Origin of the sequence: Actinomadura luzonensis, assembly GCF_022664455.2 — a bacterium.
Lineage (GTDB): Bacteria > Actinomycetota > Actinomycetes > Streptosporangiales > Streptosporangiaceae > Nonomuraea > Nonomuraea luzonensis.
Genome location: NZ_JAKRKC020000002.1, coordinates 2064510 through 2081531, shown reverse-complemented (window position 1 = coordinate 2081531; position 17022 = coordinate 2064510). Strand labels below are relative to the sequence as shown.

The 17022-nt window shown below is 73.1% G+C and carries 16 protein-coding genes; 7 read left to right on the top strand and 9 right to left on the bottom strand.

Annotation, left to right across the window (positions count from 1 at the left end; all coding sequences use genetic code 11):
• The first annotated feature begins 235 nt into the window (after positions 1-235).
• Positions 236-1513, top strand: coding sequence for a Glu/Leu/Phe/Val family dehydrogenase (locus tag MF672_RS40165; RefSeq protein ID WP_242374858.1), 1278 nt, complete (start codon positions 236-238; stop codon positions 1511-1513).
• 58 nt (positions 1514-1571) lie between these two features.
• Here the strand turns inward: MF672_RS40165 and MF672_RS40160 are convergent, their stop codons facing one another.
• Positions 1572-2018, bottom strand: a complete 447-nt coding sequence (locus tag MF672_RS40160) for a MarR family winged helix-turn-helix transcriptional regulator (protein WP_242374857.1) — start codon at positions 2016-2018, stop codon at positions 1572-1574.
• Between the two features lie 48 nt (positions 2019-2066).
• Here MF672_RS40160 and MF672_RS40155 point away from each other — a divergent pair, with 48 nt between their 5' ends.
• From MF672_RS40155 to MF672_RS40140, 4 genes are read left to right on the top strand one after another with little or no spacing between them, the layout of a single operon-like run.
• Entirely contained in the window at positions 2067-3146 is a 1080-nt protein-coding gene (locus MF672_RS40155) for a substrate-binding domain-containing protein (RefSeq protein WP_242374856.1), read from the top strand.
• A 53-nt stretch (positions 3147-3199) separates the two neighbouring features.
• A complete protein-coding gene (locus tag MF672_RS40150) occupies positions 3200-4567 on the top strand; it encodes an APC family permease (protein ID WP_242374855.1) in 1368 nt (455 codons plus the stop codon).
• On the top strand, positions 4564-5568 hold the full coding sequence (locus MF672_RS40145; protein ID WP_242374854.1) for an acetamidase/formamidase family protein: 1005 nt from the start codon (positions 4564-4566) through the stop codon (positions 5566-5568). The genes MF672_RS40150 and MF672_RS40145 overlap by 4 nt, the downstream gene beginning before the upstream one ends.
• Positions 5569-5623: 55 nt before the next feature.
• Positions 5624-6448 carry a trypsin-like serine peptidase gene (locus MF672_RS40140; RefSeq protein WP_242374853.1) on the top strand — a complete coding sequence of 275 codons (825 nt, stop codon included), beginning with the start codon at positions 5624-5626 and terminating at the stop codon, positions 6446-6448.
• Here the strand turns inward: MF672_RS40140 and MF672_RS40135 are convergent.
• From MF672_RS40135 to MF672_RS40125, 3 genes are read right to left on the bottom strand one after another with little or no spacing between them, the layout of a single operon-like run.
• Entirely contained in the window at positions 6432-7319 is an 888-nt protein-coding gene (locus tag MF672_RS40135; RefSeq protein ID WP_242374852.1) for a Gfo/Idh/MocA family protein, read from the bottom strand. The genes MF672_RS40140 and MF672_RS40135 overlap by 17 nt on opposite strands.
• A complete protein-coding gene (locus MF672_RS40130; protein ID WP_242374851.1) occupies positions 7316-8227 on the bottom strand; it encodes an NAD-dependent epimerase/dehydratase family protein in 912 nt (303 codons plus the stop codon). Before MF672_RS40130 ends, MF672_RS40135 begins: the two co-directional genes overlap by 4 nt.
• A gap of 2 nt (positions 8228-8229) precedes the next feature.
• Positions 8230-8571 carry a YrdB family protein gene (locus MF672_RS40125; protein ID WP_242374850.1) on the bottom strand — a complete coding sequence of 114 codons (342 nt, stop codon included), beginning with the start codon at positions 8569-8571 and terminating at the stop codon, positions 8230-8232.
• Between the two features lie 121 nt (positions 8572-8692).
• On the opposite strand from MF672_RS40125, the gene MF672_RS40120 reads away from it, so the two are divergent.
• Positions 8693-9394 carry a TetR/AcrR family transcriptional regulator gene (locus tag MF672_RS40120; protein WP_242374849.1) on the top strand — a complete coding sequence of 234 codons (702 nt, stop codon included), beginning with the start codon at positions 8693-8695 and terminating at the stop codon, positions 9392-9394.
• 107 nt (positions 9395-9501) lie between these two features.
• On the opposite strand, the gene MF672_RS40115 is transcribed toward MF672_RS40120, so the two are convergent.
• The 5 genes from MF672_RS40115 to ddaH all read right to left on the bottom strand — a co-directional run bounded on the left by MF672_RS40115 (position 9502) and on the right by ddaH (position 16715).
• A complete protein-coding gene (locus MF672_RS40115; RefSeq protein ID WP_242374848.1) occupies positions 9502-10092 on the bottom strand; it encodes a TetR/AcrR family transcriptional regulator in 591 nt (196 codons plus the stop codon).
• A gap of 10 nt (positions 10093-10102) precedes the next feature.
• Positions 10103-12523 (bottom strand): PEP/pyruvate-binding domain-containing protein, encoded by a 2421-nt coding sequence (locus tag MF672_RS40110; protein WP_242374847.1) that lies wholly within the window; start codon positions 12521-12523, stop codon positions 10103-10105.
• Positions 12520-13917: an MFS transporter gene (locus MF672_RS40105; protein WP_242374846.1), complete on the bottom strand. Its 1398-nt coding sequence runs from the start codon at positions 13915-13917 to the stop codon at positions 12520-12522. Before MF672_RS40105 ends, MF672_RS40110 begins: the two co-directional genes overlap by 4 nt.
• Positions 13918-14078: 161 nt before the next feature.
• Complete coding sequence (gene leuA / locus MF672_RS40100; RefSeq protein ID WP_242374845.1) at positions 14079-15785, bottom strand: 2-isopropylmalate synthase; 1707 nt, start codon at positions 15783-15785, stop codon at positions 14079-14081.
• 183 nt (positions 15786-15968) lie between these two features.
• Complete coding sequence (ddaH, locus tag MF672_RS40095) at positions 15969-16715, bottom strand: dimethylargininase (RefSeq protein WP_242374844.1); 747 nt, start codon at positions 16713-16715, stop codon at positions 15969-15971.
• 37 nt (positions 16716-16752) lie between these two features.
• On the opposite strand from ddaH, the gene MF672_RS40090 reads away from it, so the two are divergent.
• Complete coding sequence (locus MF672_RS40090; RefSeq protein WP_242374843.1) at positions 16753-16998, top strand: DUF2630 family protein; 246 nt, start codon at positions 16753-16755, stop codon at positions 16996-16998.
• Positions 16999-17022 lie beyond the last annotated feature (24 nt).

The window sequence follows — 17022 nt, the reverse complement described above, 5'->3', positions numbered from 1 at the left end:
CCCACCACGAGTGCGGGCATCCGACCCCCCGTTCCGGTGTTTCGGCACTTTGTCGGGGCCAAGCCTGCCAGAGTGGCACGGTCGGCAGCGACTCGATCAACGGCTTGGATCTCTTCCAACCACTGGCAAGCTCAAACGCCCCGCCCTAGGATGATCGACACAACATCGCCCTAAGTGGGAAGCAATGGCGCTTTCCCCGCGAAAACGGGCGTGCATACCAGGAGGAATCTCTTCCATGAGCATCATGGTGCCGTCAAAGACGCCGGCCCTGATCACCCCGGGCCGACAGGCCCTCGACTCCGCTCTCCACCAGCTCCACCAGGCTGCCGAGCACCTGGGGCTCGACGACGGGCTCCGCACGGTGCTGGCGACGCCGCGCCGTTCGCTGACCGTCTCGGTCCCGGTGCGGCGCGAGGACGGACGACTCGACGTCGTGCAGGGCTTCCGCGTCCAGCACAACGTCTCCCGCGGTCCCGCCAAGGGCGGCATCCGCTTCCATCCCGACACCGACATCCACGAGGTCACCGCGCTCGCGATGTGGATGACCTGGAAGTGCGCGCTGGTCGGCATCCCGTACGGCGGTGCCAAGGGCGGCGTCGCCGTGGACCCGGCCACGCTCACCACCCGCGAGCTGGAGCGGCTGACCCGTCGCTACGTCAACGAGATCCTGCCGCTGATCGGCCCGGAGAAGGACATCCCGGCCCCCGACGTCGGCACCGACGAGCAGACCATGGCCTGGATCATGGACACCTACAGCGTCAGCGCCGGCTACTCCGTGCCCGGGGTGGTCACCGGCAAGCCGATGACGCTGGGCGGCTCGCTCGGCCGCACCGGCGCGACCTCGCGGGGCGTGCAGATCGCCGCGCTGGCCGCGCTCGGCCGCTCGCCCGAGGGCACGACGGTCGCCGTGCAGGGCTTCGGCAAGGTCGGCGCGCTGGCCGCGCAGTACCTCTCCGACGCCGGCTGCAAGGTCGTGGCCGTCTCCGACGCCGGCGGCGCCGTGTACGCCCGCAGCGGCCTCGACGTCTCCAGGGTCCGGGCCTGGGCCACGGAGAACGGCAGCGTGCGCGGCTATCCGCACGCCGACGAGCTGCCGCTCGGCGACCTGCTGGAGCTGGACGTGGACGTCCTGGTCCCGGCGGCGCTGGAGGGCGCGATCACCGCGGCCAACGCGCCCCGGGTGCGCGCCCACCTCGTCGTCGAGGGCGCGAACGGGCCGATCACGCCCGAGGCCGACGAGATCCTGACCGCCGGCGGCACCACGGTGGTGCCGGACATCCTCGCCAACGCCGGCGGGGTGATCGTCTCCTACCTGGAGTGGGTGCAGAACATGCAGGCCTACTCCTGGAGCTCCGGCGAGGTCGAGATCAAGCTGCGCGACCTCATGGAGAACGCGTTCACCGAGGTGCGCACGCTGGCCGCGGCCCGCGGGCTCACGCTGCGCCAGGCGGCCCACGTCATCGGCGTCGGACGGGTGGCCGAGGCCCACCAGATGCGCGGGCTCTACCCGTGATCCGCGGTGTGACGGGCCGCCGCCCGGCGGCCCGTCACACCCGCCGTCATCCGCGCCGTCACACCCGCAGCTCGGCGTGGTCGAGCGCGGCCAGCAGGCTCTCCAGGTCGCGCATCAGCCGCTCGGTGCGCTCCTGCCCGAACGCCCCGGCGATGAGCCGGTGGTGCTCGGCCACCGCGCCGTCGGTGCGGGCCAGCAGCTCGGCCCCCCGGTCGGAGACGAAGACCGCCACCCGCCGCCGGTCGCCCTTCGACGGCCCCCGGTAGACCAGCGCCCGGTCGATCAGCCGGTCGACGGCCTTGGTCAGCGTCGGGTGCGGCATCAGCACGGCCTCGGCCAGCTCGCCCATCGAGTGCCCCCGGCCGTCGGCCAGCGCGCGCAGGATGCGCCACTGCTCGACGGTGACGTCCTCACCGGCCAGCGCCGCCGCGAGGCCCCGGGTGACGCTCCGCTCCGCACAGCTCAGCAGGTACGCGAGTGAGGACCCGAGACCGGAGTCGTTCATGGACAAGGTCCTTTCATAGGGGAGCTATCCCGGAGGATACTCGTCGGCGTGGCGGTGGTCGTCGATCCTCTCGAAGCGCGGCTCCTTCCCTCGGGCTCGATCAGGATCGGCCTGGTCGTGCCCGTGTCCGGGGTGCTCGGCCTGGTGGGCCCGTGCGCGATCAACTGCGCCGTGCTCGCCGCCGAGGAGCTGAACGCGGCCGGCGGGGTGCTCGGCAGGCCGGTGGAGCTGGTCCTGGTCGACGGCGGCCGGGCGGCCCGCGAGGTGGCGGCCGAGGTCGCCGGGCTGGTCGCGTCCGGCACGGTCGAGGCGGTCGCCGGCACGCACGCCAGCGACGTGCGGGTGGAGGTGGTCGGGGCGATCGCCGGGCGGGTGCCGTTCGTGTACGCGCCCCCGTACGAGGGCGGCGGCCACGCCCCCGGCGTCTACTTCCTCGGCGAGACCCCGCGCCGCCAGCTCGACCCGGCCGTCGACTGGCTGATCCGCACCCGCCGGGCCCGCCGCTGGTACCTGCTGGGCAACGACTACGTCTGGCCCCGCCTGGTGCACGCGGCCGTCCGGCGCCGGCTGCGCGCGGCCGGGGCGGAGGTGGTCGGCGAGGGCCTGGCCGGCTACGGGCAGGCGACGCGCTGGCTGGAGCGGGTGGCCGGGGCCCGGCCCGACGCGATCCTGCTGACGCTGATCGGCAGCGACCTGGTGGCCTTCAACCGGGCCTACGCCGCCGCCGGCCTGGGCGCGGCCCGGCTGTGCGGGGCGCTGGAGGAGCACGGCCTGCTCGGCATCGGCGGCGACGGCACCGGCGAGCTGTACGCGTCCATGGGTTACTTCCGCGACCTCGCCACCGAGCCCGCGCTCGCCTTCGCCGAGCGGTACGCGGCCCGCTTCGGCCCCGACGCGCCCATGCTGAACGCGCACGGTCACGGCTGCTACGAGGCGGTCGCCATGCTGGCGGCGCTCGCCGGGCGGGCCGGGACGCTGGCGGTGCCCGCCCTGGACGCGGTGGCCGACGGCGCCACGATCACCAGCGCGCGGGGCCGGCTCACGCTGCGGGACCGGCAGGTGCGCCACGCGGTGCACCTCGGCAGGGCCGACGGCCTGCAATTCTTTCTGGAGAAACCTTTTCTGTAGAAAGCTTTGGCTCTAAGGTGCGTAGCGCCCCCTGACGCAGCTAGGAGCCGTCCATGAGCACCGTCGAGGAGTTCGGCTACCGCCAGGAACTACAGCGGTCCCTGGGATTCGCCGACCTCATGATCTATGGCTTGATCTTCATGGTGCCGATCGCGCCGTTCGGCATCTTCGGCAACGTCTTCGCCGTCTCGCACGGGATGGTGGCGCTGGCCTACGTCATCGGCCTGGTGGCGATGGCGTTCACGGCGCTGTCGTACGCGCAGATGGCCCGCGCCTTCCCGATGGCCGGCTCGGTCTACACCTACGCGGGACGCGGCATCGGCGCGCCGGTCGGGTTCGTCGCGGGCTGGGCGATCCTGCTCGACTACGTGCTCGTGCCGTCCCTGCTCTACCTGGTGGCGAGCGCGGCCATGAACTCCTTCGTGCCCGCCGTCCCGGTGTGGGCCTGGCTGGCCGCGTTCGTCGTGCTCAACACCGTCGTCAACTACCTCGGCATCCAGATGACCGCCCGCATCACCCGGATCATGCTGGTCGCCGAGCTGGCCGTGCTGGCGATCTTCCTGGTGGTCGGCGTGGTCGCGCTGGCGCAGGGCAAGGCGCAGACCGGGGCGATCACGCCGCTGTTCGACTCGGCCGGGTTCAGCTGGAGCGTGGTGCTGGCCGCGGCGTCGGTCGCGGTGCTGTCGTTCCTCGGCTTCGACGGCATTTCCACGCTCGCCGAGGAGAACCGCGAGGACGCCAGGCGGCTCGGCCGTTCCATGGTGGCGGCGCTGGCCGTGGCCGCGGTGCTGTTCGTGGTGCAGACGTGGGTGGCCGCGCTGCTCACCCCGGACCGGGCCGCGCTGATCGCCAAGGGCGACCCGGCCGGCAGCGCCTTCTACGACACGGCCGAGTTCGCCGGCGGGCACTGGCTGTCGGTGCTCACCGCCGTCGCCACCGCCGTCGCCTGGGGCTTCGCCAACTCGCTGGTGGCGCAGGCGGCCACGTCGCGGCTGCTGTTCGCGATGGCCCGCGACCGGATGCTCCCGTCGTTCCTCGCCAAGGTGGACCCGAAGCACAAGGTGCCGGTGAACGCCACGTTCGTGGTGGCCGCCATCTCGCTGGTCCTCGGGATCTACATGAGCACCCGCGAGAACGGCATCGGGGAGCTGGCCTCGCTGGTCAACTTCGGCGCGATGTTCGCGTTCCTGCTGCTGCACGTCTCGGTCGTGGTGTACTACCTGATCAGGCGGCGCAGCGGGAACCTGCTGGCGCACCTGATCGTGCCGGTCGTCGGCTTCGTCGTCCTGGTGGCCGTGGTCATCAACCAGAACGTGGCGGCCCAGTGGGTCGGCGGCCTGTGGCTGGCGCTCGGCCTGGTCGTGCTCGCCATCACCTATCTGACGGGCCGCCGGCCTGTGCTCCCCAAGGAGGTCGTGTGAACGTCGTGTCCTACCACCCCTCGCCCGAGGACCTGAGCTACACCTTCGGCGGCCGGGCCGCGGTGGGCAAGGTGCGGCCGGGCACGATCCTGGAGCTCTACACCGAGGACTGCTTCGGCGGCCGGGTGCGCACCACCGGCGACCTGCCGTCCCAGGTGTGCGAGTTCCCCTACCTCAACCCGGTGACCGGGCCCTTCCACGTGGAGGGCGCCGAGCCCGGCGACACCCTCGCCCTGCACTTCGTCTCGATCACCCCGGCCAGGGACTGGGCGGTGTCCACGACGTTCCCCCACTTCGGGGCCCTGACCAGCACGCACACCACGGCCACGCTCCAGCCGCCGCTGGAGGAGCGGGTCTGGCGCTACGACCTCGACCTCGGCCGCGGCGTCGCCGTCTACCACGCCAGGAACAGCGACTTCAGCGTGGAGCTGCCGCTCGACCCCATGCACGGCACGGTCGGCGTCGCCCCCGGCGCGAACGAGGCCCGCATGTCGATCACCCCCGACGCGCACGGCGGCAACATGGACACCCCCGAGCTGCGCGCCGGCGTCACCGTCTACCTGGGCGTCAACGTCGAGGGCGGGCTGTTCGCGATCGGCGACGGGCACGCCAGGCAGGGCCACGGCGAGGTGTGCGGCACGGCGGTCGAGTCGGCCATGAACACCGTGGTCGCGGTCGAGCTGATCAAGGGCGTGGTCACGCCGTGGCCGCGGCTGGAGGACGACCTGCACCTGATGTCCACCGGCTCGGCCCGCCCGCTGGAGGACGCCTACCGCATCAGCCAGCACGACCTGGTCACCTGGGCCGCCGAGCTGACCGGCCTGGACACCCTGGACGCCTACCAGCTCGTCAGCCAGGCCGGGCAGGCGCCGGTGGGCAACGTGTGCGACACGAACTACACGATGGTGGCCAAGATGCCCAAGGCGTACCTCGGCGAGAGCGCGGTCTACGAGGACGCGCACCGGCGGCTGCGCGCCCTCGGTGCCCAGTACACAAGTTAGTAAACCCGGATGTCGCAGGTCAGTGCCCTGATCATCTTCTGCTAACTGTTGAAGGGTGCTCAGGTTGGTGCTGTCCCTGGTCCTGCTCGATCCAAGCGCCGTCGCCGAGGTGTCGCAACGCAACATTCCCGTCCCGCGGGTGCTCACACCGCACGGCGACCGTCTGGGGTACGCCCCCGTGCCGCCTCCCTATACGGGGGCGCGGCGGCTGACCGGGGTGCTGGTCGGGCGGGACCCGGCGACCGGCAAGGACGTCATGTGCGGCGGCACCGTGCTCGGCTCGCGCAGCCGCAGCCTGGTGCTGACCGCGGCGCACTGCCTGTACCACCAGGGGCGGCTGCTGGCCAAGCTGGCCTTCCTGCCCGGCTACGAGCAGGGGCGGGCGCGGCTCGGCGTGTGGCCGGCGGTGCGCACGTGGGTGCCGGCGCGGTGGCGCAACCGGCCGTACTCGACGGAGCTGCTGCCGTACGACGTGGGGATCGTGGGCGTGGTGCGGCGGGAGCGGCCGCTGGAGGCGGTGACCGGGCGCGGGCTGCGCGCGATGCCGACCACGCGGGGCACCGCGCTGCGCGGCCTGGAGCTGCTGGGGTACCCGGCCGGCAAGGGCTATCCCGGGCTGCAGCTCTACCGGTGCCTGGGCGACACCGTCGAGGGGATCTCGGAGGGGCCGGGGCTCATGGTCACCCGCAACTGCCACGCCGCGGCGGGCGGCAGCGGCGGGCCCGCCCTGTACGGCGGCGCCATCGCGGGCGTGGTGTCGTCGTCCAGCCCGCTCAGCGACGCCAAGGGCTACACGGTGCTGGCCCGGCTCGGCGGCCGGCCCTTCGAGCGGATGCTGGCCAGGGCCGACCGGGCGATGCGGGTCACGCCGCCGCGCTGACGACCTCCTCGCACAGCGCGTGGGTGGCCAGGGCGTCGGCGGCGTCCAGCACCCGGCCCTCACGGACGGCGGCCAGGAACTCCACGCAGATCTGCTCGATGCCGCGCTGCCGGGCCACCGGCACCCAGTCGGGCCGCCGCGTCAGCACCTCGCCGCCCCGGTAGTCGACGACGTCGCCGAGGTTGACCACGCGCCGCTTGACGCCGTCGCCCATCACCTCGCAGGACTCCTCGCTCGCGCCGCTGACCCGGTTCATCACCCCGATCGCGGTGCAGCCGTCGCCGTCGAGCTGGAGCACGATGTGCTCGATCCGGCCGTCGCGGACGCGGGTGCGGATCGAGGTGCCGGTGACTGGGGCGGGCAGCAGGAACCTCAGCGTGTCGGCGACGTGGATGAAGTCGTCGAAGACGGCCCGCCGGACGTCGTCGGGGTGGTTGTCGCGGTTCTTCTCCATGACGACCAGGTGCCGGGGCAGCCCGGCGAGGGCGGCGTAGCCGGGGGCGCGGCGGCGGTTGAACCCGACCATGAGCGACCTGCCCTGCGCGCGGGCCAGGCGCACCAGGCGCTCGGACTCGGCCAGCGTGTACGCGATCGGCTTGTCCACGTAGACGTGCACCCCGGCGGCCAGCAGCGGCTCGACGATCTCCGGGTGGGCCTCGGTGGCGGCGTGCACGAAGGCCGCCTCCACGCCCGCCTTGATCACCTCGTCCACGTCGGTGAACCGGCGGGCGACGCGGTAGGCGTCGCCCAGCCGGTCCAGGCGGGCGGTGTTGCGGGTGCACAGGTGCAGGTCGAGCGCGGGCTGGGCGGCGAGCACGGGCAGGTACGCCTTCTCCGCGATGTCGCCCAGGCCGATGATGGCTGTCTTCACGCGTCGAGCGTAGCCTTCAGCGCCTGGTCGACGGGGGTGGGCGCGACGCCGAAGGTCTGCTGGAAGGCGGTGGAGTCGAGCACGTACGGGGCGATGAACTGGTAACGGGTGTGCGACAGCTCGCCGATCATGGGCGAGAACATCCCGGCCGCCCGCAGCACGGGCCACGGGATGCGCACCATCCGCGGCGCGGGCCGGCCCAGCAGGGCCGCCATCCGGTTCCCGACCTCCCGGAACGTCATCGGCTCCGCGGTCGGCATGTGCCAGGGGCGGCCCCAGGCCCGCTCGTCGCGGCCGGCCACGATGAGCGCGTCGGCCACGTCCGGCAGGTACGTCCAGCTGTGCGGGACGTCGGCGGGCCAGACGAGCTGGATCGTCCTGCCCGCGCGGAGCGCCGGGAGGAAACGGTCGCCGAGGTAGGACTGGTCGCTCGCGCCGGGGCCGAAGTAGTCGGAGCCGCGCACCTCGGTCGTCCTGACGCGGCCGGCCCGGTGGGCGGCGAGCGCGTCCTCCCACATCCTGGCGCGGACGCGGAACTTGGGGTCGGGCGAGGCGAGCGGCAGGTCCTCGGTCATCGGGCCGGTGACGGGGCCGTACGGGTAGAGGTTGCCGAGCATCACGTACACGGCGCCGCTCGCCTCGGCGGCGGCCAGGAAGGAGGCGGCCATCGGCGGCCAGTCGCTCAGCCAGCGGTGGTAGGCGGGGTTGACGCAGTTGTAGAGGACGTCGGCGCCCTTCGTGACCTGGATGAGCCTGGCCTGGTCGGCCACGTCGGCCGCGACCCTGGTCGCGCCCTCCGGACCGCTGCCGGAGCGGGTCACGACGACGACCTCGTGCCCCTGGTCGATGAGCTTGGCGGCCAGGTGCGTGCCGACCTGGCCGGATCCGACGACGACGTGCTTACCCATGATCAGACCTGCTTCCAGACGAGGCGGAGGACCGCGTTGAGGATGAAGAGCCCGGCCAGCACGACCGCGGGGGTGATCGCGCCGGCGGCGTAGAGCGCGAGCGCGCCGCCGCCGAACCAGGCGATCTCCAGCGCGGCGCGGGCCAGGCCGGTGAGCGGGAAGGTGGCGTTCGCGCCGCCGCCCGCCGCGAACAGCGCCCACACCAGGGCGAACAGCGCCGGGCCGCCGAGCCCGGCGAGCAGCTTCACGCCCCAGTTCGCGCTCAGCGTGAAGCCCCAGTAGCCCACGGCGGCGAGCACGCCGAGCTCCAGGAAGAACATCAGGGCCATGTTGGCGTGCTTCATCGGGGACTCCAGGAGGTGCGTGACTGCCGTTCGCTTACGAGAGCAATGCTCTCTCAAGGGAGCGGTGTTCGTCAAGAGCAGTGCTCTCGTTTTCTCGCACCGCTCTGGTAACCTGCGGTGCATGACAGCCAGCCGCACCGCCAGAGAACGCGTCCGGGCCGAGCTCACCAGAGAGATCACCGACATCGCGCGCCGCCAGCTCGCCACCGAGGGCGCCGGCGGCCTGTCGCTGCGGGCGGTGGCCCGGGAGATGGGCATGGTCTCCTCGGCCATCTACCGCTACTTCCCGAGCCGCGACGACCTGCTGACCGCCCTCATCGTCGACGGCTACAACGCCCTCGGCGAGGCCGTCGAACAGGCCGAGGCCGCCTGCCCCCGCGACGACTTCACCGGCCGCTGGCTGGCCGCCTGCCACGGGGTGCGCGGCTGGGCGGTGTCACACCCGCACGAGTACGCGCTGCTCTACGGCTCCCCCGTGCCCGGCTACCAGGCGCCGCAGGACACGGTGGCGGCCCGGGTGCGGGACGTCGCCGTGCTCGGCACGCTCGTCACCGACGCCTGCCGGGCCGGGGCCGTCCGGCTGCCCGCCGGCCTGCCCGTCCCGCCGCCCGAGCTGGCCGGGGAGGGGGCGGGGCTGCGGGCGCTGATGCCGGGCGTGCCTGACGAGGTGATCTGGGCCGCCGCGTCGGCCTGGACCGCGCTGTACGGGTGGGTGAACTTCGAGGTGTTCGGCCAGTTCAACAACACCATCGACGACCGCCGCACCGCCTTCGACCACGCCATGCGCCTCACCGCCACCCACCTGGGCCTGTCCACCCCCTGACCACCGCCCCCACCCCCGCCCATGGTGGCCTCACCCCCTCCGAAAGAGCGGCACCAGCACCTCGTCCACGATCTGCACGACGAGTTCGCCGGGGATGGGGGTGCTCCTCACCCTCTCCTGAAGAGCGGCACCAGCACCTCGTCCACGATCTGCACGACGAGTTCGCCGGGGATGGGGGTGCCGTTGAAGAGGAAGTGGTGCCGCAGCAACGCGTGCCCCGCGTCGAGCCGGCGCGGGGTGATCGCCTCCGGATCGACCTCCCCCCGCTCGACCGCCCGCCGCAACACCTCCTCCATCGTCCTCCGCCCCATCCCCTGGGACGTCCTGCGCATGGCGTTGACCGGCGACCCGCTGCTCAACGCCTCCCCCAGCAGCCCCCGCAGCGCCTCTCCCGCCGGCCCCGACAACACCTGCGCCGCCTGGCCGAGCATCGCCACCAGGTCCCCGCGCAGCTCACCGGTGTCAGGCACCGACTCGGGGGTGGGCAGGACGGAACGCACCGCGTCCGTCACCAGCTCCAGCCGGGACGGCCAGCGCCGGTACAGCGACGCCTTGCTCGCCCTGGCCCGCTCGGCCACCCGTTCCATGGTGAGCCCGGCGTAGCCGCTCTCGGCCAGCTCGTCGAGCGTCGCCCGGTAGATCGCGGCGTGCAGCGCCTCGCCCCGGCGGCGGGGCAGCTTGCGGTGATCGGTGACCATGGCAGGCATCCTAAGCAGCCGGGACGACCGTTCCTGCGTCGCCGTTCACGGTCACGACCTGCCCGTCCTCCAGCACGGACGTCCCCGTGCCGGTGCCCATGACGGCCGGGATGCCGTACTCCCTGGCCACGATCGCGGCGTGCGAGGCCGCGCCGCCGCTGTCCACGACCACGGCCGCGGCGCGCTGGAACAGCGGCGTCCAGGACGGGTTCGTGTAGGGGCAGACCAGCACGTCCCCGGCCGCCAGCTTGCCGAACTCGGCGGGGTCCCTGATCACCTTGACCGGCCCAGTGGCCGTTCCCGTGCTCGCCGGCGACCCGGTGGCCAGCGCTCCGCCGGCCGGCGCGGGCGGGAAGACGGCGGCGGGGTCGATGAGTCGCACGCCCGCCAGTTCCTCGCGCTTGGCCGCCCGGGCCCGCGCGGCCGCGCGCAGCCTGGTCCCGTACGGGCCGGTCAGCTCCGTCTCGTCGGTGACCGCCTCCAGCTCCTCCAGGCGCAGGTGGAAGACGTCCTCGGGCCGGTCGAGCACGCCGGCGCGGCACAGCCGCCGGCCCAGCTCCACGAGGGCGCGGCGGAGGACGGGCTGCGGCAACGTGAAGAAGAAGTGGCTGTCCTCGCGGAAGGCGATCCCGGCGCGGGCGGCGGCCACCCAGCGCCGCATCCGCGCGGCCCGCCCCGGCGACCGCAGGAGCGGGTGCGCCAGCAGCCGGTCGAGCGCGTCGTCCTTCGCGGCGGGCGGGGCGGGGTGGGCGGCCAGCATCCGGACCAGGCCGAGCACGGTCTCCGGCGCGTCGGCCCAGCAGGGCGGGGTGACGAGGATGGGGCTGGAGGTCTCGCGGTGGCCGTACTCGCGCAGGAACTCCTCGAACGCCTCCCGGAACGCGCCGGGAAGCGCCGCCACGGACAGCCCGCCCGCAGGCGCCGCGCCGACGCCCGCGTCAGCGGAACCCGCGTCACCGCCCGCCGGGTCGCCGTTGAGCGCGCCTGTGGTGACCGCCAGCTCGGCCAGCCGCTCCAGCGCCCGGTTCGCCTCGCTCGTCCGGGTGACCGCCCCGGCCAGCAGCCCGCCGAACAGTGGCCGCCGCCCCAGCACCTTGACCGCCACGAGCAGGCGCAGCAGCGCGAGCCCGGTGCGCGGCAGGTAGTCGATCCTGAGGTCGGCGACCGGGGCGACCAGGTCGAGCGCCTGCCGGGGCACGCGGATCAGCTCGGCCCACGGCATCGCGCCCAGGTCCCGGCCGGCCAGCCGCCGCACGGCCGCCAGGTAGCCGGTGAAGCGCCGGTCCTCGGTCCAGCGCGCGGGGTCGTACCGCCTGGCCTTGGCCCCCAGCCGGAACGGCGCGGTCAGCACCCGGGCCGACGGGCGCGGCGACGGCGGCGTCAGCGCGTACACGACGCCGTCCTCCTCGCGCAGGAACCCCTCGAACCCGCGCCGTATCCCGAACGCGCCGGTCACCCGCCCCATCAGCCCGGCCGGCCCGTACGGCAGCCAGGTCGTCATGTCGATCGGGTACGGCCGGACCGGCAGGTATTCGAGCAGGACGGCGGCCAGCCGGCGGCGGAGGGGGTTGAGCCGGCCGACCGGGGGCGGCGGCAGGGCGGTCATGGGCCGGGCCTGGAGCAGGTGGAGGCGGCCCGCCGCGTAGGCCCACTCGAGGTCCTGCGGCCGTCCGTAGTGGGCGGCGACCCGGCGCGCGAGCCCGGCCAGCTCCGTCACCACGGCGTCGGGCAGCCGCTGCCCGGCTCCGCTGCCGCGCTCCTGGACGACGCCGCCGCCCGGCGCGCTGCGGACGACGACCTCGCTGCGGCCGGGCCGGTAGGCGATCCGGCCGTCGCGGCTCACCACGTACCGGTCGGGCGTCACCAGGCCCGACACCACCGCCTCGCCCAGCCCGGCGCCCGCCTCGACGACGATCCGCTCGCGCTCGCCGTTGACCGGGTCGGCGGTGAACAGCACGCCCGCCGCGTCCGGCTCGACCATGCGCTGCACGACCACGGCGATGCTGACCTCGGCGTCGTCGATGCCGAGTCTCGCCCGGTAGGCGATGGCGCGCTCCGTCCACAGGGAGCCCCAGCACCGGCGGACCGCGTCGAGCAGTGCCGCCTCGCCCACCACGTTGAGGTAGGTGTCCTGCTGCCCGGCGAAGGCGGCCCCCGGCAGGTCCTCGGCGGTCGCGCTCGAACGCACCGCGACGGGGCCGCCGCCGAGCGCCGCGTAGGCGTCGGTGATCGCCTGCCGCAGCTCGGCGGGCAGATCGGTGGGCAGGCCGGCGTCCTCGCGGGCGGCCAGCTCGTAGGCGTGCGTGGTGACGACGAAGCCGGGCGGCACGGGGAAGCCGTTCCTGACCAGTTCGCCCAGGTTGGCGCCCTTGCCGCCGGCGAGGGGCAGGTCGTCCCTGCCGACGGCGTCCAGCGGCGCGACGAGTTTCACGAGGTCTCCTTCACGGGGGTTTCGTCCGCGTACGCGGTGGTGCGGAGGGGCCGCGCCGGCAGCGCCAGCGCGAGCACGAAGGCCACGGCGAGCAGCGGCGCCATGGCCGCGAACACGGGCGGCACGGCGGTGGCGAACGCGGCGCGGACGCCGTCGGGCAGCGCGGCCGGGGTCTCGGTGGCGGAGATGCCGGAGCGCAGCGTGATCAGCGCGCCGACCACCGCGACCCCGGCCGACGCCCCGATCTGCCGGACGAACGTCACCGCCGAGGTGGCCGTCCCGAGGTCGCCGTAGGAGACGGCGTTCTGCGCGGCCAGCACCATGACCTGCATGACCATCCCGACGCCGAGCCCGGCGAGCAGCATCGAGGCGGCCAGCGCCGGCGGCGACCCGGCCGTGAGCCCGATCAGCCCCAGCCCGACGGCGGCGACGGCGGTGCCGGCCACGGGGAACGGCTTGTAGCGGCCGGTCCTGGTGATCAGCCGGCCGCTCACGACCGTGGACAGCAGCACGCCGCCCATGAGCGCGGTCACCAGCAGCCCGGCCCTGGTGGCGCTGGCGCGCTGCGCGATCTGCAGGTAGGCGGGCATGTACGTGACCGTCCCGAACAGGGCGAACCCGATGACCAGGCTGATGCCGACCGGCACGGCGAACGCGCGCTCGCGGAACAGCCGTAACGGCAGGATCGGGTCGGCCGCGTACCGGGCGCTGACCAGCCACGCCACCACCCCGGCCGCCGCGAGCGCGGCGAAGGCGGGGTTGCGCGTCTGCCCGGTCAGCACCACGCCCACGACGACCGCGCCGAGCGCGAGCGCGCCCGCCACGTCCAGCGGCTGCCGCCGTCCCTCCGGCCGGGGGAGCCGCAGCGTGACGGTGATCAGCACCAGTGCCAGCAGCCCGAGCGGCGGGTAGATGGCGAAGATCCACCGCCAGCTCGCCCGGTCGATGACGAACCCGCCGATCAGCGGCCCGCCCACGGCGGCCACCACGTACGCCGCCCCGAAGTAGCCGAGGAACCGGCCTCGCTCGCGCGGGCTCACCAGCTCCCCGATGGTCGCCTGGGCCCCGATCATCAGCCCGCCGCCGCCCACGCCCTGCACCACCCGGAACGCGATGAGCTGCGGCATCGACCCGGCGAACGCGCACAGCACGGCCCCGGTCACGAACACCACGACGGCCACCTGCAACGTCCGCTTGCGCCCGTACCGGTCGCCGAGCTTGCCGTAGACCGGCATGACGACGGTGGCGGCGACCAGGTAGGCGGTGACGACGGCGGGCATCTGGTCGAGCCCGCCCAGCTCGCCCGCCACGGCCGGCAGCGCCGGCGCCATGATCGTCTGGTCCAGCGCCGCGAGCAACATGGCCAGCACGAGCCCCGTCACGACCCACCCCATGACGCCTCCTCATTAGAGAACGCTGCGTTCTCTAACGAGCATAGACTTCACCCCCGGGTCACACAACGTTCACCCCGCGATCAGCCTGTCGAGTGGGCCGGCGGCCGGCCGCACGCACAGGGACCCCGCGCAGAAAGCGCGGGGTCCCGGATGCGGAGAGGTCAGTGGGCGGCGCGGTTGACGGCGGAGATGATGGCCTTGAGGGAGGCGGTGGTGGTGTTGGCGTCGACGCCGACGCCCCACAGCACCTGGCCGTCCACCTCGCACTCCAGGTAGGAGGCCGCCTTGGCGTCGCTGCCGGCGCTCATGGCGTGCTCGACGTAGTCGAGGACGCGCACCTGGATGCCGACGCCGGCGATCGCGTCGATGAAGGCCGAGATGGGGCCGTTGCCGGTGCCGCTGATCTCGCGGATCTCGCCGTCGAGGCGGACGTCGGCGCTGATGCGGTCCTTGTCGTCGACGGTGGACTCGTGGCGGTGGGCCATGAGGCTCAGGCGGCCCCACCGGTTGGCGGGGTTGGGGAGGTACTCGTCGCGGAAGATCTCGAACATCTCCGCGGGGCTGACCTCGCCGCCCTCGGTGTCGGTGCGGGCCTGGACGACCTTGGAGAACTCGATCTGCAGCCGGCGCGGCAGGTCGAGCTGGTGGTCGGCCTTCATGATGTAGGCCACGCCGCCCTTGCCGGACTGGCTGTTGACCCGGATCACGGCCTCGTACGAGCGCCCGATGTCCTTGGGGTCGATCGGCAGGTACGGCACCGCCCACGCGAAGTCGTCCACCGGCACCCCGGCGGCCGCGGCGTCGCGCTCCAGGTGCTCGAAGCCCTTCTTGATGGCGTCCTGGTGGGACCCGGAGAAGGCGGTGTAGACCAGCTCGCCGCCCCACGGGTGGCGCGGGTGCACGGGCAGCTGGTTGCAGTATTCGGTGACGCGGCGGATCTCGTCGATGTCACTGAAGTCGATCTCGGGGTCGACGCCCTGGGAGAACAGGTTCATGCCGAGGGTGACCAGGCAGACGTTGCCGGTGCGCTCGCCGTTGCCGAACAGGCAGCCCTCGATGCGGTCGGCGCCGGCCAGGTAGCCCAGCTCGGCGGCGGCGACGGCGGTGCCGCGGTCGTTGTGCGGGTGCAGCGACAGCACGATCGAGTCGCGGTGCTTGAGGTGGCGGCTCATCCACTCGATCTGGTCGGCGTAGACGTTGGGGGTGGCCATCTCGACGGTGGCGGGCAGGTTGATGATGACCTTGCGGTCGGGGGTGGGCTGCCACACCTCGTTGACGGCGTCGCACACCTCGACGGCGTACTCCAGCTCGGTGCCGGTGAACGACTCCGGCGAGTACTCGAAGTAGACGTCCACGTCGCTGGCGTCGGCCAGCTTCTTCACCAGCTTGGCGCCCTCGACGGCGATGGCGGTGATGCCGTCCTTGTCCTGGCCGAAGACGACCCGGCGCTGCAGGGTGGAGGTGGAGTTGTAGAGGTGGACGATGGCCTGCTTGGCGCCCTCCAGCGACTCGAAGGTGCGCTCGATCAGCTCGGGCCTGGCCTGGGTCAGGACCTGGATGACGACGTCGTCCGGGATGCGGCCCTCTTCGATGATCTTCCGGATGAAGTCGAAGTCGGTCTGCGAGGCGGCCGGGAAGCCCACCTCGATCTCCTTGTAGCCCAGGCGTACCAGCAGCTCGAACATCTGGAGCTTGCGGTGGGAGTCCATCGGGTCGATCAGGGCCTGGTTGCCGTCGCGCAGGTCCACCGCGCACCAGCGGGGCGCCTTGGTGATGACCTTGTCGGGCCAGGTGCGGTCGGTCAGCCGGACGGGTTCGAACGGCTGGTAGCGATGGATCGGCATCTGGCTGGGCTGCTGGGCGGTCATGTCGGTTCGCTCCTCGTCGGACGGTTCGGAAGAAAGCGGCCGACGCGCATGACTGGCTCCGCGGCGAGGGAGCCGGCCTTACAGGCCCCCGCCGCGGCAGCTAAGAAGGAGCCCGCGCAGCATGACATGAACGCTACCAGACGTCCCGCGATGCGCAGTCCCGCTTCTCACATAGCGAGAAGATCAGTCGTCGACGAGCACGCTGAGGCAGGTCACGCAGCCTTCGAGCTTCTCGAACTCCGAGATGTCGACCGTCGTCACGTCGAGGCCGCGGCTCTCCAGGAGCGCGGCGGTGCGCGGCGCGGAGGCGGCCAGCAGCACGCGGGAGCCGTCCAGCGGCACGACGTGGGCGCCCGGCTCCTCCGGCGGCACCAGCAGGCCGGGCAGGTCCACGTGGCGGGGGTCGCCGATGAGCGTGCCGTCGGGCAGGGCCGTCACGGCGGACTTCAGGTGCAGGACGCCGCGCACGTTCACCGGCACGACGCGCCGCTCCGGCAGCAGGGCGGTGAGCTGGCCGATGCCCTCGTCGTTGGTGCGGGCGGAGCGGCCGGCGTACACGACGGGGCCGGACTGGAGCACGTCGCCGCCGTCGAGCGTGCCGGGCCGGGCGATCATCACGGTCTTCAGCCCGAGGTCGCGTACGGCCCGCGCCACGGACTCCACCTCGGGCCGCCGCTCGGCCGCGCCCGGCCGGGTCAGCACCGCCACCCGTCCCGACACCACGACCGTGTCCTCGACGAACGGCGCGTCGGGCAGGTCGTCGGCGGGGTCGGCGTACACGACCCGGCGGCCGGCCGCCTCCAGCGCGGCGACGTAGGCGTCATGCTGGTCGAGGGCTTTGACGGGGTCCACGGGCTCGCGCTGGAGGTGGGTGACGATGCCCTCGGCGATGCGGGGGCCGGGCTTCCTTACCAGCGCGATACCAGACATAGGGCGTGTTCTATCACGTTCGGATTAGAGTCTTCGCATGCGTGACGACGAGATTCTGACCAGGATCAGTTCCCTGGTCGACGAGGAGCACCGGCTGCGCGAGAAGCTGACGGCCGGCGAGGTGACGACGGACGAGGAGCACAACCGGGTCAAGGAGCTGGAGACGGCTCTCGACCAGTGCTGGGACCTGCTGCGGCAGCGCCGGGCCCGGCGCGGCGCGGGCGAGGACCCGGACGGGGCCGCGGTGCGCCCGGCCGGGCAGGTGGAGAACTACCGCCAGTAGGGCGGGGAAATGCGGTGGCCGGGG